The sequence below is a fragment of the Jiella endophytica genome (genome assembly GCF_004519335.1).
Classification (GTDB): domain Bacteria; phylum Pseudomonadota; class Alphaproteobacteria; order Rhizobiales; family Rhizobiaceae; genus Jiella; species Jiella endophytica.
Genome location: NZ_SOZD01000001.1, coordinates 139,709 through 154,912, shown reverse-complemented (window position 1 = coordinate 154,912; position 15,204 = coordinate 139,709). Strand labels below are relative to the sequence as shown.

The following is a 15,204-nucleotide window of genomic DNA, read 5'->3' as shown; positions in this document are numbered from 1 at the left end:
TGGCTCAGCCTGCGATGGTGATCCCGTCGGACGATGCGCCGAGCCGACGAAGCTCGGCGCGGGCGCTTGCCGTCATCTCCGCCTTCAGATGCACCACACCATCCTCGCCGTCTTCGCGTGCGAGGACCGTGGCGTTGTCGTAGAGCCAGGGGATGAAGCTCATCGCCTCGGGCCTGACGTCGAGGCTGACGTCGGTCATGTTGCCAGCAATCCGGCGCTCGATGTCGGCAAGCAGCGCCTCCGTCCCCTCGCCCGTCACCGCCGAGACGAGAAACGCCGCGTCGGGATGGGCGAGCGAGGCCCGCGACGCCGCCACGAGGTGCAGCGCGTCCTCATCCAGCCGGTCGATCTTGTTCCAGACTTCGACGACGTGATCGGTGTCCTCCGTATCGACGTCGAGATCGCGCAGGATCCGCCGCACGTCCTCCGCCTGGGCCAGCGTGTCCGGGTCGGCGATATCGCGGACATGGAGGATGAGATCGGCCTCGATGACCTCCTCCAGCGTCGCACGGAAGGCAGCGACGAGATGCGTCGGCAGATCCGAGACGAAGCCGACGGTGTCGGAAAACAGGATCTCCGTGCCATGCGGCAGGACGGTCTTGCGCAGCGTCGGATCGAGGGTCGCGAAGAGGAGGTCGCGGGCCATCACGTCGGCGCCGGTCAGAAGGTTGAACAGCGTCGACTTGCCGGCATTGGTATAGCCGACCAGCGCGACGATCGGATGCGGGCGCTTGCGCCGCTTGGCGCGGTGAAGCTGGCGGGTGCGACGCACCTGCTCGAGCTCCTTTTCCAGCCGCTTGATCTTTTCCTGCAGCTGCCGGCGGTCGGCCTCGATCTGGGTCTCGCCCGGACCGCCCATGAAGCCGGCGCCGCCGCGCTGGCGCTCGAGGTGGGTCCATGAGCGGACCAGCCGCCCGCGCTGATAGTTCAGATGCGCGAGTTCGACCTGCAGCCGGCCCTCCTTGGTGCGCGCTCGCCGGCCGAAGATCTCGAGGATCAGCCCGGTGCGGTCGAGGACCTTGGTCTCCAGCTCCTTTTCGAGATTGCGCTGCTGCACCGGCGTCAGCGGATGGTCGACGATGACGAGACCGACGGCTTCCGCCGCGACCAGTCCCTTCAGCTCCTCCACCTTGCCGCTGCCGATCAGCGTCGCGGGCTGCGGCTTCTGGCCAGTGACGATCGAGCTCGCGACGATGTCGAGATCGATCGCCGCGGCGAGCCCGACCGCTTCGGCAAGGCGCGCGTCGTCGCTGCGGCGCGCCGGCTCGAGCCCCGGCGTCGCGCGGTTCTCCGCCTCGCTGCGCTGCCGGAACACCGGCACCAGCACGGCCGCACGCGTCGGCTCCCGCCGATGCTCGACGGGTCCGCGCGGCCCCTTTTCCTGAAATTCAGCCAATCAGGCCTTCCCGCTCTCGTCGACGCCCTCATACATCTGCACGGGCTGCGAAGGCATGATGGTCGAAATCGCATGCTTGTAGACTAGCTGCGAATGACCGTCCCGGCGCAAGAGAACGCAGAAATTGTCGAAGGAGGTGACGACCCCGGTCAGCTTGACGCCGTTGACGAGGAAAATCGTCAAGGAAATCTTCTGCTTGCGGACCGTATTGAGAAACAGGTCCTGAAGGTGTTGTGTCCGTTCTGGCATGCAGAGATGTCCTTTTTTGATTTGTGCTGCAGCCTGGTTGAATCCGATCGCGCCCGCCCATGCATCGAACGCTTAGCCATTGATACCGCACGGCCGGGCGAGTTCGAAAGCCTGACCTTGCCGAATCATGACACAATTTTTGCGTCTGCGAACAGGGTGATCGTGCTGGCGGGGAAAGTCACGGGGGTCAGAAGAATTCCAGCGACACCCTGAACATCTGTTCGACATGGCGAACCGCCGCCGCCGCCGCAAAGATCACCACCCTGTCCTTGGCGCGAATCTTGGTCTGGCCGGTCGGCTTGACGTAGGCGCCGTTCCTGAAGATCGCGCCGATCCTGAGATTGTCCGGCAGGTCGAGATCGCGCAGCGGCTCTCCGACCAGCGGCGAGGTTTCCAGCGCCTCGGCCTCGATGACCTCGGCGACGCCGTTCTGGATCGAGTGCACCGCCCGGATGCGGCCACGCCGGACATGCTGCAGGACACGCGAGATCGTCACCGACCGCGGATTGATGAAGGCGTCGATGCCGAGCATCCGGGTGAAACCCTGGTAGTCGGCATTGTTGAGCAGCGCGAGATTGCCCTTGCAGCCGTGGCGCTTGGCCATGACGCTCGACAGGATGTTCACCTTGTCGTCGTTGGTGAGCGCGACGAGCAGGTCGCTGGAGCCGACGTCGGCTTCCTTGAGGATCGACTGGTCGAGGCCGTTGCCGTGCAGGACGATTGTCCGCTTCAGCCCGTCGGCGATGGTGACCGCGCGATCGTGATTGTCCTCGATCACCCGGATCTTGGCACCGAAATTGCGCTTTTCGATCTGCCTGGCGACGAAATAGCCGATATTGCCGCCGCCGACGATGACGATCCGCCCGGCCTCCGGCTCCTCATGGCCGAACAGGCCGAGGGCGCGGCGCACATGGGTCTTCTCGGCGACGACATAGGCGACGTCGCCGGGCACCATGTGATCGTTGGAGCCGGGGATGAACAGCCGGTCGCCGCGCCAGATGCCGACGACGGTCGCGTTAAGATCCGGGAAGAGGTCGGTCAGCTGGTCGAGCGGCGTGTTGACGACCGGGCAGTCCTCCGAACATTCGATCGCCACCATGGCGATGTGATCGTCGGCAAACCGCACCGCATCCATCGCGCCCGGCAGGGCGATGCGCCGCAGCACCATCTCGCCGACCTCGACTTCCGGCGAGATGATGACGTCGATCGGCAGGTTGTCGGTCGAGAAGAGGTCCTGCCAGTGCGGCCGCAGATAGCTCTGGGAGCGGATGCGGGCGATCTTGGTCGGCACGTTGAACAGCGAGTGCGCGACCTGGCAGGCGATCATGTTCACCTCGTCGTGCAGGGTGACGGCAATGATCATGTCGGCCTGTTCGGCGCCGGCCTCGGCAAGAACGTCGGGCTGGGCGCCGTGGCCGACGAAGCCCCGGGCATCGAGATTGTCGCGGATCGCCTGGACGAGACTGCGCGAGGTATCGATCACCGAAACGTCGTTGCGTTCGGAGGCCAGCCGCTCGGCAATGCCGTAGCCCACCTGCCCTGCCCCGCAGATCACCACTTTCATTCCGGCCGCTCCGTGCTCGCCAATAGGTTTCGCCGCGCAGCCATACCGTATCGCGCCATCAGATGCCGAGCGATTTCAGTTTCCGGTGCAGCGCCGAGCGCTCCATGCCGACGAATTCGGCGGTGCGCGAGATGTTGCCGCCGAAGCGGTTGATCTGGGCGACGAGATATTCCTTCTCGAACACCTCGCGGGCGTCGCGCAGTGGTAAGGCCAGGATCTGGCCATTGGCCTGGCTCGGCGTTCGCGGCAGCATGTCGCCGACCTCGTTCGGCAGCATGTCGGCGGTGATCGGGCTTTCGGCGTCGCCGTCGCGGGCGAGGATCATCAGCCGCTCGACATTGTTGCGCAGCTGGCGGACATTGCCCGGCCAGTCGCTCGCCTGAAGCACGGCCATCGCCTCGTCGCTGATCGGCTTGGCCTTGATGCCGGTCTGCTCGGCGATCTGGTTCATGAAGGCCTCGATCAAAAGCGGGACGTCCTGGCGCCGATCGGCGAGCGGCGGCACCGAGATCGGCACGACGGCGAGGCGATGGAACAGGTCCTCGCGGAACAGCCCCTCGGCAATCAGCGAATCGAGATTCTGCGAGGTCGAGGAGATGATCCTGACATCGACCTTCACCCGCTTCGAGCCGCCGACGCGTTCGAAGGTCTGTTCGGTGAGAACCCGCAGGATCTTGTTCTGGGTCTCGCGCGGCATGTCGGCGACCTCGTCGAGATAGAGGACGCCGCGATGGGCCTCCTCCAGCGCCCCGATCTTGCGCTCGACGCCCGGCGGCGTCTCGTTGCCGAAGAGTTCGAGTTCCATCCGGTCGGGGGTGATCGCCGCTGCGTTGAGCGCGACGAAGGGGCCTGACGCTCGCGGCGAAGCAGCGTGGATTGCCCGCGCCACCATCTCCTTGCCGGAGCCGGAGGCGCCGAGGATCATCACCCGGCTGTTGGTCGGCGACACCCGCTCAATGACGCTGCGCAGATGGTTCATCGGCTGCGACTTGCCGATCAGTTCGGCGAAGTCGCTGGAGCGGCGCCTGAGCTCGGAGACCTCGCGTTTGAGCTTCGAGGTCTCCAGCGCCCGCTCGGCGACGAGGATCAGCCGGTCGGCCTTGAACGGCTTCTCGATATAGTCGTAGGCGCCGCGCTTGATCGCCGAGACGGCGGTCTCGATGTTGCCGTGGCCTGAGATCATCACCACCGGCACCTCCGGATGCTGCGCCTTGATGGCGTCGAGAAGATCGAGGCCGTCGAGCCGGCTCCCCTGCAGCCAGATGTCGAGGAAGACCAGCCGCGGGACACGATCGGTCAGCGCCTGCAACGCCGCGTCGGAATTGCCGGCCGTGCGGGTCTCGTGCCCCTCGTCCTCGAGAATGCCTGCGACGAGCTCGCGAATGTCGGCTTCGTCATCGACGATGAGGATGTCCGATGCCATGGCTCACCACTCCTTGTGTTGGTCTCGATCTTTCGGTGCGCTCGCGCCGTCCGGCCCACTGCCTGCGGGCAGAACGATCCGCACCATCGCGCCCTGGGGCTGATCGGGAGCATCCTCCAGCGAAATCACGCCACCATGGTCTTCGATGATCTTGCGGACGATGGCGAGGCCGAGGCCCGTGCCCTTCTCGCGCGTCGTCATGTAGGGCTCGAGCAGCCGATCGCGATTGTCTTTCGGAAAACCGCGGCCGTTGTCGACGATATCGATGCGGTAGACGTCGCCATCGGCCCGCGCCCGGACCTTGATCCGGCCTTCGATGCCCTCGGTCGCCTCGAGGGATTCCACCGCGTTCTTCACCAGATTGCCGAAGGCCTGGGAAAGCAGCCGGGTATCATAGGATCCGTACATCGGCGTGTCGGGAATCTCGGCGGAGAACGCAATGCCGTGATCGCCCATCTCGCGCATGAACACCGCCTCGCGCAGCGCGTCGCGCAGGTCGATGCGCTCCATCGTCGGCTTCGGCATGCGGGCGAAGGTGGAGAACTCGTCGACCATCCGGCCGATGTCGGAGACTTGTCGCACGATCGTTTCGATGCAGCGGTCGAAGACCTCGCGGTCGTCCTCGATCCGCTTGCCGTAGCGCCGGCGGATGCGCTCGGCGGAAAGCTGGATCGGCGTCAGCGGGTTCTTGATCTCGTGGGCGATGCGCCGCGCGACGTCGGCCCAGGCCGAGGTGCGCTGGGCATCGACGAGATCGGTGATGTCGTCGATGGTGACGACGAGGGAATGTTCGCCCTCGCTCTCCTCGAAGGAAGTGATCCGGATCGCCAGGGTGCGCTCGCGCTCGCGGATCTTCAGCTTGGCCTCTTCCTGATATTCCGGCCGCCAGGAGGCCGCCGCGGCCTGCCGGATACGCCCGATCTCGGGGAACACTCCGTCGACCTTCCGGCCCGTCACCGCTTCGGCATCGACGTCGAGGATCCGCTCGGCCGAAGGGTTCAGCATCGAGATGGTGCCGTCGCGCTCGATGCCGATGACGCCGACGGTGACGCCGGAGAGCACCGCCTCGATGAAGCGGCGGCGCTCGTCGATGACGTCCTTGGCGTTGACCAGTTCGGAGCGCTGGCTCCGCAGCTGCAGGATCATGTTGTTGAAGGTGTTGGAGAGCGATCCGACGTCGCCGTCGGAGACCCTCACCGGCACCGTCACGGAGAGATTGCCCTCCGACACCTCGTCGGCGGCACCGATCAGAAGGCGGATCGGCCGCACCAGCCGGTCGGCGACGCCGATGCCGGTCCAGATCGCCGACAGAAGCACGATCAGCGTGATGCCGAGATAGAGCAGCGCGAAGGCGACCTGCAGCCCGAAGCGGTTCTCCGAAAGGCTCGAATATTCCGCCGAGCGCTCCTCCATCTGCCGCAGCGCCGTGATCACCTGGGGGTCGACGGCGCGCACGGTATAGAGATAGGCGTTGGAAATCTGCCTGAGACGGATGATCGCGCCGACGAGATTGGTGATGCCCGGCGGAATGAAGACCAGATTGCCGGCCGCCGCCTGCTGCAGCGCGTCGTTCGGCGGCACAGGCAGCGGCTTCTCCTCGTCGACGTCGGCCTTGAGGATCGGCGTGCCGTCGAGGCGCAGGATCTGCGCACCGAGCAGGGAGCGGCCCCGCGCCTGCTCGGTCATCAGGTCCTGAAAGCCGCCGCGATCGAGATCGAAGAGCTGGCGCTGTTGGTCGAGGTCGTAGGCCATCGACAGCGTCGTGCCCTGCAGGTTGCGGGCGTTCTCATTCACATAGGCCTGGGCGACGTTGATCGAGGATTCGACGATCGCCCGGGTACGCATGCCGAACCAGCGGTCGAGGCCGAGATCCAGGGTGACGCTGGCGACGATGGCCACCAGGAGCGCCGGCAGGATCGCGACGATCGAGAACAGGACGACGATGCGCACATGCAGCCGCGAGGCGGCCCTGCCCTGCCGCCGGGCGCGCACCATGCGCATCACCTCGCGGCCGATCAGCACGCAGAGGAGGAGCACGAAGCCGCCGTTCACCACAGTCGCGATGGTGACGATCGTATCGGTCGGCTCGATGGGCGTCAGGCCCATCAGCACGACGAAGGAGATCGCGCCGGAGATCAGCGCCCCGGCAACGGCGAAGAGGCCGGGGAACAACAGGAACCGGCGTCGTTCCATCAGGAACGGGACTTCGGTTTCGGACTGAATCGGGTGCGTCGTCATGCTCTGCGTGCAGTTTTGATTTCGTTGCCACAGAGCAACGGAATGTGTCTAAACTGCAACGAAATGCCGAAAAAAGCGAGTCAGCGGATCGAGCGGACGACGGAAATGTCGAGATCGCGGATCTTCTTGCGCAGGGTATTGCGGTTCACCCCGAGGAGATCGGCCGCCTTGACCTGGTTTCCGCGGGTCGCCGCGAGCGCTGCGGCGATCAGCGGATATTCCACCTCGCGCAGGATCCGGCCGTGCAGCCCCGGCGGCGGCAGGTCGTCGCCGAAGGACGAGAAATACTCGGCGAGATAGCGCTCCACCGAGGCGCTGAGATCGATCGGCTTGTTGCCGTCGGCCTCGAGGCCGGGGCTCTTGATCGGATCGTTGGTGAGCTCGTGCTCGACGATCTCGGTGGAGATCTCGTCCTGCGGATAGAGCGCGGCGAGCCGGCGGATCAGGTTTTCCAGCTCGCGGACATTGCCGGGCCAGGCATAGCGCCGCATCACGTCGAGTGCGCCCTGGCTGAGCGCCTTGCGCGGCAGGCCTTCCTTCTCGGCCTGGGCGAAGAAGTGGCGGGCGAGATCCGGCAGGTCTTCGATGCGCTCGCGCAGCGGCGGCAGGCGCAGCGGCACGACGTTGAGCCGATAGAACAGATCCTCGCGGAACTGGCCGCGTGCGATCAGCTGGCGCAGGTCCTTGTTGGTCGCGGCGACGATCCTGACGTCGGTGGCGATCGGCGTGCGCCCGCCGACGATGGTGTATTCGCCCTGCTGCAGGACGCGCAGCAGCCGGGTCTGCGCCTCCATCGGCATGTCGCCGATCTCGTCGAGGAACAAAGTGCCGCCTTCGGCCTGTTCGAAGCGGCCGCTGGTGCGCGCCTGGGCACCGGTGAAGGCGCCCTTCTCATGGCCGAAGAGTTCTGATTCGATGAGGTCGCGGGGGATCGCCGCCATGTTGATCGCGACGAATGGCCCCTTGCGGCGGCGGCCGTAGTCGTGGAGCGCCCGAGCAACAAGCTCCTTGCCGGTGCCCGATTCGCCGGTGATCGTCACTGTCAGGTCGGTCTGCATCATCCGGGCGAGCGCCCGGTAGATGTCCTGCATGGCGGGCGAACGGCCGACCAGCGGCATCGATTCCTGCAGGTCGTCCTGGGCGCCCGGGCGCGGCCCCTGCTTGGGCTCGGACAAGGCGCGGCGGACGATCGAGACGAGTTCGGTGAGGTCGAAGGGCTTTGGGATATAGTCGTAGGCGCCCCGCTCGGACGCCTTGATCGCCGTCATGAAGGTGTTCTGGGCACTCATCACCACGACCGGCAGCTCGGGCCGCGAGTTCTTGATCTTCGGCAGTGTGTCGAAGGCATTGCCGTCCGGCATGAGGACGTCGGTGATGACGAGATCGCCCTCGCCCGCCGAGATCCAGCGCCACAGCGTCGCGATGTTGGAGGTCACACGCACTTCGAAGCCGGCGCGCATCAGCGCCTGGGAGACGACCGTGCGGATCGCGGCATCGTCGTCGGCTACGATAATCTGCATTGCCATGTGTGAAATCAGCCCTGTTCGTCGGTCTCGGCGAGTGTCTCGCCCGGCACGGACAATTCGCGCCAGGCCGGCATGAGGATGCGGAAGATGGTGTGACCCGGCTGGGACTCGCATTCGATGACGCCGCCATGGTCACCGACGATCTTGGCGACCAGCGCGAGGCCGAGGCCGGAGCCGCTCGGCTTGGTGGTGACGAACGGGTCGAAGATGTGCTCGCGGATATCGTCCGGCACACCGTCGCCATTGTCCTCGACCGCAAATTCCAGAGGCAGGGTGACGCGGTCCTTGGTGCCGGGCACCGACAGCCGCACGCCGGGCTTGAAGGCGGTGGTGAGGCGGATCTCGCCATCCTCCTTGCCGCGAACCGCCTCGGCGGCGTTCTTCAGGAGATTGAGGAACACCTGCACCAGCTGGTCGCGGTTGGCAAAGACCGGCGGCAGCGACGGGTCGTAGAGCTCGACGATCCTGATGTCGCGGGCAAAGCCGTTGCGGCCGAGGGTCTTCACATGTTCGAGCACGGAATGGATGTTGACCGCCGACCGCTCGATCGGCCGCTGATCGGAGAACACCTCCATCCGGTCGACCAGCTTGACGATGCGGTCGCTCTCCTCCTGGATCAGCCGGGTCAGCGTCCGGTCCTCGTCGCTGGCCGAGGTCGCGAGCAGCTGCGCTGCCCCCTTGATGCCGGAAAGCGGATTGCGGATCTCGTGGGCGAGCATCGCCGCAAGGCCGGTGACGGTCCGCGCGGCGGAGCGATGGGTGAGCTGGCGATCCATCTTCTCGGCGATCGAGCGCTGCTGGATCATCACCACCACCAGCTCCGGCGCCTCGTTCATGCCGGAGACGTAGAGATCGACCAGCCGCTCGCCGCCGAGCCGCGGCGAGGAGATGTCGACACGATATTCGCTGATCCGCGCCTGCTGCTCGCGGGCCTGCTCGATGAGGAAGAACAGCGGGCTGTCGCCCGGCACGAAATCCTGCAGCCTCTTGCGGGCGAGATAGGCAAAGCCCGCCGAGAAGAACTGTTCAGCGTCGGAATTGGCAAAGCGGAAACGGCCGGTCGGATCGACGACGATGACCGGATGCGGCAGCGCATTCAGGATCTGGGCGGCATCGCCCGGCAGCGCGGTGTCTTCGTCGGGTGAATCGGTCATGGTCAGGCAGCCTCGGCGTCCGGGGTTGCGGCAGCAGTCTCGACGGAGGCGAGCGTGGTGCCCGCAAAGAGGCGGGCGATCTTCCGCCGCACATCGGTCGGATCGGTCGCGGTCATGATCGCCTTTCGCTCGGACGGCGGCACGAAGGCGCCCGCCGCCGCGAAGCGGTCGAGATACCAGCCGAGATGCTTGCGCGAATGACGGATGCCCGTGGCCGGCCCGTAATGATCGAGCATCGCCTCGTAGTGCTCGAGGACGAGATCGGCGAGATCGAGCCGCGCCAGGTCGGCGATGCCGATGGCGCCGGCGATCAGCCCGGCGAGCCATGGCCGGCCATAGCAGCCGCGGCCGACCATCACCGCATCGGCGCCGCTCGACCGCAGCATTTCCGCCAGGCGCTCCGACGAGACGAGGTCGCCATTGGCGACGAGTGGCACGTCGATCGCCTCGCGGACCGCGCCGATCGCCCGCCAGTCGGCGGTCCCGTCGTAGAAATCCATGCGGGTGCGGCCATGCACCGTCACCATCCGCACGCCGGCCTCCTCCGCCCGTCTGGCAAGCCAGGCAGCATTCATCGAAGAGCGATCCCAGCCGAGCCGCATCTTGACGGTGACCGGCACGTCGCCGGCACCGGCGACCACCGCCTCGACGATGGCGAGGGCGAGGTCCGGCTCGCGCATCAGCGCCGAGCCGGACAGCCCGCCGACGACCTTCTTGGCCGGGCAGCCGAAATTGATGTCGATGATGTCGGCGCCGGCATCTCTGAGCCGCGCTGCGGCCTCGCCCATTACCTCGGGCTCGCGCCCGGCAAGCTGCACCGCATGGATGCCATTCCCTGCACGCAGGGCTCGAAGGTTGGATTCGGCGACGCCGCGCAGATATTCCCCGCTGGCGACCATTTCGGAGATCACCAGCCCGGCTCCGAAGCGGCTCGCGAGGCGGCGGAAGGGCACGTCGCTGACGCCGGACATCGGCGCAAGCAGAACGCGATTTGCCAGAGTCCGGTCGCCGATCCGCAAGGGTTCGGAAACGTCTCCCCGTCTTTGCAATACGCCTAAACTCTGAGCGATCATCGCAACTGTCGATTCTTGCAGCACCTGTGCTGTATCTAATCGGAGCATGCTCAAATGACAAGCAAGCTGGTGCTTGCTTTTGCCCCGCCCTTCGTGCTCCTCCCCGGAAAACTTTCGAAAGGACGGCTCAGATGACGCAGAGCGTCGCGGCGATCCTGGTGGCGGCCGGCCGCGGCGAGCGGGCCGGCGGCCTGACCGATGGGCCGAAGCAGTATCGCCGGATCGGCGGGCGAGCGGTTCTCGCCCATGCGCTCGACATCTTCCGCAGCCATCCGCGGGTCGGCCCGATTGTCGTCGTCATCCATGCCGACGACGCCGTGCTCTGCCGGGACGCGCTCGGCGATGCGGCCGACGACGTCCAGATCGTCACCGGCGGTGCCGAACGGCAGATCTCGGTGCGCTGCGGCCTGGAAGCCCTAGCGGCTTCGGGCACGCTGCCGGAGATCGTCCTCATCCACGACGCCGTCAGGCCTTTCACCGATCCCGCGACCATCGACCGGGTGATCGCCGCGGCGGCCAGCCATGGCGGCGCCATCCCCGCCGTCGCCATCGCCGACACGATCAAGCGGGCGGCGGCCGGCGGCGCGATCGCCGAGACCGTGCCCCGCAGTGGCCTCTATGGCGCCCAGACGCCGCAGGGCTTCCGCTTCGCGGCGATCCGCGACGCCCATGCGGCGGCGGCGGCCGGCTCGGGCCGGACGGATTTTACCGACGACGCCTCGATCGCCGAATGGGCGGGGCTTGCCGTGATGCTGGTCGAGGGCGCTGCGGGCAACGTCAAGCTGACCACCCGCGAAGACATTCTGACGGCCGATGCGAGACTGAAGGAGACACCGCCGATGATCGATGTTCGCACCGGAAACGGCTACGACGTCCACCGTCTCGTTGCGGGCGATCATGTGACCCTCTGCGGCGTGCGCATCCCCCATGACAGGCGGCTCGACGGCCACTCCGACGCCGATGTCGGCCTCCACGCCCTCACCGACGCCTTGCTCGCCACTTGCGGCGCCGGCGACATCGGCGACCATTTTCCGCCGAGCGATCCGCAATGGAAGGGCGCTGCGTCGCACATCTTCGTCGAAAAGGCGGTGGAGATCATTTCCGCGAAGGGCGGCCGGATCATGAATGCCGACGTCTCGCTGATCTGCGAGGCGCCGAAGATCGCGCCACATCGCCGGGCGATGCGCGAGGCGATCGCGGCGATGACCGGGCTGACGCTGGACCGGGTCTCGGTCAAGGCGACGACCAACGAGGCGATCGGCTTCGTCGGCCGCAAGGAAGGCATTGCGGCGATTGCCACCGCCTCGGTGGTCTATGGAGAGACGGCGTGACAGGCGAGCAGCAGGACACCGCAAAGCGGATCGCCGCCCTCGCCCGCGAAGTCGTCGAGCGCTACACCGCCGCCGGTTGGACGATCGCTACGGCGGAGTCCTGCACCGGCGGTCTCGTCGCCGGCGCGATCACCGACATTGCCGGCTCCTCCGCCGTCCTCGACCGCGGCTTCGTTACCTATTCCAACCAGGCGAAGATCGACATGCTCGGCGTCGATCCGGCGGAGCTCGCCGCACACGGCGCCGTGTCGGAGACGGTGGCGCGGCAGATGTCCGAAGGCGCGCGCCAGAGGGCTGGCGTCAGCGTTGCGGTGTCGATCACCGGCATCGCCGGGCCGGGTGGTGGCTCGGATGAAAAGCCGGTCGGGCTGGTGCATTTCGCCTGTGCGGGGCCGAATGGGACGGTGCACCGCGAAGAACGCTTCGGCGACATTGGTCGAAGGGGAATACGCGAAGCGTCGGTGTTGGTGGCGCTGGAGATGCTGGCGGTTGCGCTGAAGAGCTGAAACAGACGTACCAATTCGGTGTCGGAAACCACTGAAAAGCGTTCGGCGGGTTTCCACCCATTGCGGACTTCGGCTCGGTGAGGCTGAATGTTGCCAGTCTCAACTTTGAGGCATGCCGATGCGCAACATGGATCTGACAGCCGAACTCGTAGCTTTGGTCGATAGGATGGAGCCTGATCCAGGCCCCGAACCCGGAACGAGTGACCATACCGACGCTGACTTGCACGATATGGCAACCGCTCTGCTCGCAGAATACAATCCCAAGCATCTCTGGGTTTTCGCCTACGGCTCTCTGATCTGGAATCCGGAGTTTCAAGCTGACGAGCAAAGACCCGCGGTCGCTGCGGGATGGCATCGCTCGTTCTGCCTGAAGCTGACAAGGTGGCGGGGCACGCGCGAACTGCCTGCCCTGATGCTAGCGCTCGATAGGGGCGGAACCTGTCTCGGGATTGCCTATCGATCGCCCGAAGACGACATGCACGGACAGATCGTGAGATTGCTCAAGCGCGAACTTGACGCGAAGCCTCCAACGAATATCGCCAAGTGGATAAATGTGTCGACCACGAGCGGACGCCTGAAGACCTTGGCATTCGTGGCGCTTCGGACAGGCGGCGCCTATGCGGGGAAGCGCCCGTTGCCTGAAGTTGCGAGCGTGCTCAGCCGCGCCGCCGGGCATTGGGGCTCATCCGCGCAGTATGCTTTCAACACAATCACGAAACTGGAAGAGCATGGGATTAGAGATCGCAACCTGTGGAAAATACAGAAGCTGATGGCAGAACAAATATGGGAAAGCCAGCGCCAACAGGTCAGCTGATCACCCACTCGGCGGCTCGATTTCTCGTGTCTGAAACGCTTTTCTTGCATCCTGTTTCAGATTGGGTTGAGAGACGGCTGCCAACAGTGACGGCATATTTCAGCGGGCTTTTTGCCCGCTGCACTATCTCACCCATACACCTTGTCCGCCCGCTCCTCGAAGGCGGTGGCGAAGCGGCGGAAGGCGTAATCGAACATCGAGCCCATCAGCATGCCGAGGGTGCGGCTCTTGAACTCGTATTCGATGAAGAACTTCACGTCGCAGGTGGTCTCGCCGGTCGGCACGAAGTCCCAGCGATTGTCGAGGAACCTGAACGGGCCGTTGACGTAGGACACCTCGATCCGCCGCTCCTCGGGCTTCAGCAGCACCTGCGAGGTAAAGGTCTCGCGGACCATCTTGTAGGCCACCGTCATGTCGGCGACGAGCAGCCGCTTGCCCTCCTTCTCGCGTTCCTGACGGATCGTCAGCGCCTGGCAAAGCGGCAGGAACTCGGGATATTTCTCGACATCGGCGACGAGGGCGAACATCTCGTCGGCGGTGTGATGGACGTGGCGGGTCGTTTCGAATTTCGGCATGGCGAGGCGGGTTACGCGGCGGACTGACGGGCCAGACGGGCTGCCTTGAGGCGTTCGAAATCCTCGCCGGCATGGTGGGATGAACGGGTGAGCGGGCTCGCAGACACGACCAGGAAGCCCTTGGTGAGGGCGACCTTCTCGAAGGACTGGAACTCCTCCGGCCTCACATAGCGGATCACCGCATGGTGCTTCTTGGTCGGCTGTAGATACTGGCCGATGGTGAGGAAATCGACATCCGCGGTGCGAAGATCGTCCATCAACTGCAGCACCTCGTTCCGCTCCTCGCCGAGCCCGACCATGATGCCAGATTTGGTGAAGATCGTCGGATCGAGTTCCTTCACCCGCTGCAGCAGCCGGATCGAATGGAAATAGCGGGCGCCGGGGCGTACTGTGAGATATTTCGACGGCACGGTCTCGAGATTGTGGTTGAAGACATCGGGCTTCGCCTCGACCACCCGCTCCAGCGCGCCGGGCTTGCGCAGGAAGTCGGGCGTCAGGATCTCGATCGTGGTGCCGGGCGCTGCGGCGCGGATCGCCCGGATGGTGCGGACGAAATGCTCGGCGCCGCCATCGGCAAGATCGTCGCGGTCGACCGAGGTGATGACGACGTGGTTGAGGCCCATCTTGGCGACGGCGCGACCGACGCTCTCAGGCTCGCTCTGATCGAGCGCGTGGGGCATGCCGGTTGCGACATTGCAGAAGGAGCAGGCCCTGGTGCAGATGCCGCCCATGATCATGAAGGTCGCGTGCTTCTTCTCCCAGCAGCCGCCGATATTGGGGCAGCCGGCCTCCTCGCAGACCGTCACCAGCCTGTTTTCCCGGGCAATCTCGCGGGTCTCGAAATAGCCTTTCGAAACGGGCGCCTTGACACGGATCCAGTCCGGCTTCGGCGGGCTCGCCACGGCATCCGGGCGATGGGCCTTTTCGGGATGGCGAAGCTTCGGCTTGTCGGCTTCGGCGAGGCGGGTGTCGAGGATGGTGACCATGGGGCCTACTTAAGCCTCCGGTTTTGGCGATGCAATCGGCTCGGCACCCGCGGGGGAAGGTGCATGACGGCCTTGACCGTCATGCAAGGGTGTTAAGATCGCGTCAGCGCCGAACGGCGCGGGCGATGAAGATCAGAAGGCAGGCGCCGACGAAGCCGGTGAGCAGGTAGGCCCAAGAGAATTCCGCCCCGGCCGGCACGCCGATGTTGAACAGGCTGAGGACGAAGCTGAGGATCAGCGCGCCGACGACGCCGAGGATGATGTTCATGATGAAGCCCATGTCGCTTCGCATGACCTGTTCGGCAAGCCAGCCGGCAAGGCCGCCGACGATTATGGCTGCAAGAAAACCCATGATGTTGACTCCTGAGG

At 65.4% G+C, this 15,204-nt stretch carries 14 protein-coding genes; 3 read left to right on the top strand and 11 right to left on the bottom strand.

Annotation, left to right across the window (positions count from 1 at the left end; genetic code table 11):
* Positions 1–4: 4 nt before the first annotated feature.
* The 8 genes from hflX to dusB all read right to left on the bottom strand — a co-directional run bounded on the left by hflX (position 5) and on the right by dusB (position 10,623).
* Positions 5–1,396, bottom strand: a complete 1,392-nt coding sequence (gene hflX / locus E3C22_RS00820) for a GTPase HflX (RefSeq protein WP_134759292.1) — start codon at positions 1,394–1,396, stop codon at positions 5–7.
* Entirely contained in the window at positions 1,397–1,645 is a 249-nt protein-coding gene (hfq, locus tag E3C22_RS00815) for an RNA chaperone Hfq (RefSeq protein WP_083589440.1), read from the bottom strand.
* A gap of 187 nt (positions 1,646–1,832) precedes the next feature.
* Positions 1,833–3,209: a Trk system potassium transporter TrkA gene (gene trkA / locus E3C22_RS00810; RefSeq protein ID WP_134759290.1), complete on the bottom strand. Its 1,377-nt coding sequence runs from the start codon at positions 3,207–3,209 to the stop codon at positions 1,833–1,835.
* Positions 3,210–3,267: 58 nt separating this feature from the next.
* Positions 3,268–4,632, bottom strand: a complete 1,365-nt coding sequence (ntrX, locus tag E3C22_RS00805; RefSeq protein WP_134759288.1) for a nitrogen assimilation response regulator NtrX — start codon at positions 4,630–4,632, stop codon at positions 3,268–3,270.
* A 3-nt stretch (positions 4,633–4,635) separates the two neighbouring features.
* Positions 4,636–6,870, bottom strand: a complete 2,235-nt coding sequence (locus tag E3C22_RS00800; protein ID WP_134759286.1) for a sensor histidine kinase NtrY-like — start codon at positions 6,868–6,870, stop codon at positions 4,636–4,638.
* A gap of 80 nt (positions 6,871–6,950) precedes the next feature.
* A complete protein-coding gene (gene ntrC, locus E3C22_RS00795) occupies positions 6,951–8,396 on the bottom strand; it encodes a nitrogen regulation protein NR(I) (RefSeq protein WP_134759284.1) in 1,446 nt (481 codons plus the stop codon).
* Between the two features lie 8 nt (positions 8,397–8,404).
* Positions 8,405–9,550: a two-component system sensor histidine kinase NtrB gene (locus tag E3C22_RS00790; protein WP_134759282.1), complete on the bottom strand. Its 1,146-nt coding sequence runs from the start codon at positions 9,548–9,550 to the stop codon at positions 8,405–8,407.
* Between the two features lie 2 nt (positions 9,551–9,552).
* The gene (gene dusB / locus E3C22_RS00785; protein WP_134759280.1) at positions 9,553–10,623 is read right to left on the bottom strand and encodes a tRNA dihydrouridine synthase DusB; all 1,071 of its coding nucleotides are present in this window, start codon (positions 10,621–10,623) and stop codon (positions 9,553–9,555) included.
* Between the two features lie 131 nt (positions 10,624–10,754).
* Here dusB and E3C22_RS00780 point away from each other — a divergent pair, with 131 nt between their 5' ends.
* The 3 genes from E3C22_RS00780 (at position 10,755) to E3C22_RS00770 (ending at position 13,274) form a co-directional block, all read left to right on the top strand.
* A complete protein-coding gene (locus tag E3C22_RS00780; protein WP_134759278.1) occupies positions 10,755–11,954 on the top strand; it encodes a bifunctional 2-C-methyl-D-erythritol 4-phosphate cytidylyltransferase/2-C-methyl-D-erythritol 2,4-cyclodiphosphate synthase in 1,200 nt (399 codons plus the stop codon).
* A complete protein-coding gene (locus tag E3C22_RS00775; RefSeq protein WP_425364946.1) occupies positions 11,951–12,460 on the top strand; it encodes a CinA family protein in 510 nt (169 codons plus the stop codon). The genes E3C22_RS00780 and E3C22_RS00775 overlap by 4 nt, the downstream gene beginning before the upstream one ends.
* A 127-nt stretch (positions 12,461–12,587) precedes the next feature.
* Positions 12,588–13,274, top strand: coding sequence for a gamma-glutamylcyclotransferase (locus tag E3C22_RS00770; RefSeq protein WP_245514694.1), 687 nt, complete (start codon positions 12,588–12,590; stop codon positions 13,272–13,274).
* A gap of 128 nt (positions 13,275–13,402) precedes the next feature.
* Here the strand turns inward: E3C22_RS00770 and E3C22_RS00765 are convergent, their stop codons facing one another.
* The 3 genes from E3C22_RS00765 to E3C22_RS00755 all read right to left on the bottom strand — a co-directional run bounded on the left by E3C22_RS00765 (position 13,403) and on the right by E3C22_RS00755 (position 15,187).
* The gene (locus E3C22_RS00765; RefSeq protein ID WP_134759276.1) at positions 13,403–13,849 is read right to left on the bottom strand and encodes a type II toxin-antitoxin system RatA family toxin; all 447 of its coding nucleotides are present in this window, start codon (positions 13,847–13,849) and stop codon (positions 13,403–13,405) included.
* Positions 13,850–13,860: 11 nt separating this feature from the next.
* The gene (lipA, locus tag E3C22_RS00760; RefSeq protein WP_134759275.1) at positions 13,861–14,835 is read right to left on the bottom strand and encodes a lipoyl synthase; all 975 of its coding nucleotides are present in this window, start codon (positions 14,833–14,835) and stop codon (positions 13,861–13,863) included.
* Positions 14,836–14,938: 103 nt separating this feature from the next.
* Positions 14,939–15,187: a GlsB/YeaQ/YmgE family stress response membrane protein gene (locus E3C22_RS00755; protein ID WP_134759273.1), complete on the bottom strand. Its 249-nt coding sequence runs from the start codon at positions 15,185–15,187 to the stop codon at positions 14,939–14,941.
* Positions 15,188–15,204: the final 17 nt, after the last annotated feature.

Coding starts and splice junctions, on each gene's coding strand:
- hfq (WP_083589440.1), bottom strand. CDS start 1,645: ATGCCAGAACGGACACAACACCTTCAGGACCTGTTTCTCAATACGGTC.
- trkA (WP_134759290.1), bottom strand. CDS start 3,209: ATGAAAGTGGTGATCTGCGGGGCAGGGCAGGTGGGCTACGGCATTGCC.
- ntrX (WP_134759288.1), bottom strand. CDS start 4,632: ATGGCATCGGACATCCTCATCGTCGATGACGAAGCCGACATTCGCGAG.
- E3C22_RS00800 (WP_134759286.1), bottom strand. CDS start 6,870: ATGACGACGCACCCGATTCAGTCCGAAACCGAAGTCCCGTTCCTGATG.
- ntrC (WP_134759284.1), bottom strand. CDS start 8,396: ATGGCAATGCAGATTATCGTAGCCGACGACGATGCCGCGATCCGCACG.
- E3C22_RS00790 (WP_134759282.1), bottom strand. CDS start 9,550: ATGACCGATTCACCCGACGAAGACACCGCGCTGCCGGGCGATGCCGCC.
- dusB (WP_134759280.1), bottom strand. CDS start 10,623: ATGATCGCTCAGAGTTTAGGCGTATTGCAAAGACGGGGAGACGTTTCC.
- E3C22_RS00780 (WP_134759278.1), top strand. CDS start 10,755: ATGACGCAGAGCGTCGCGGCGATCCTGGTGGCGGCCGGCCGCGGCGAG.
- E3C22_RS00770 (WP_245514694.1), top strand. CDS start 12,588: ATGGATCTGACAGCCGAACTCGTAGCTTTGGTCGATAGGATGGAGCCT.
- E3C22_RS00765 (WP_134759276.1), bottom strand. CDS start 13,849: ATGCCGAAATTCGAAACGACCCGCCACGTCCATCACACCGCCGACGAG.
- lipA (WP_134759275.1), bottom strand. CDS start 14,835: ATGGTCACCATCCTCGACACCCGCCTCGCCGAAGCCGACAAGCCGAAG.
- E3C22_RS00755 (WP_134759273.1), bottom strand. CDS start 15,187: ATGGGTTTTCTTGCAGCCATAATCGTCGGCGGCCTTGCCGGCTGGCTT.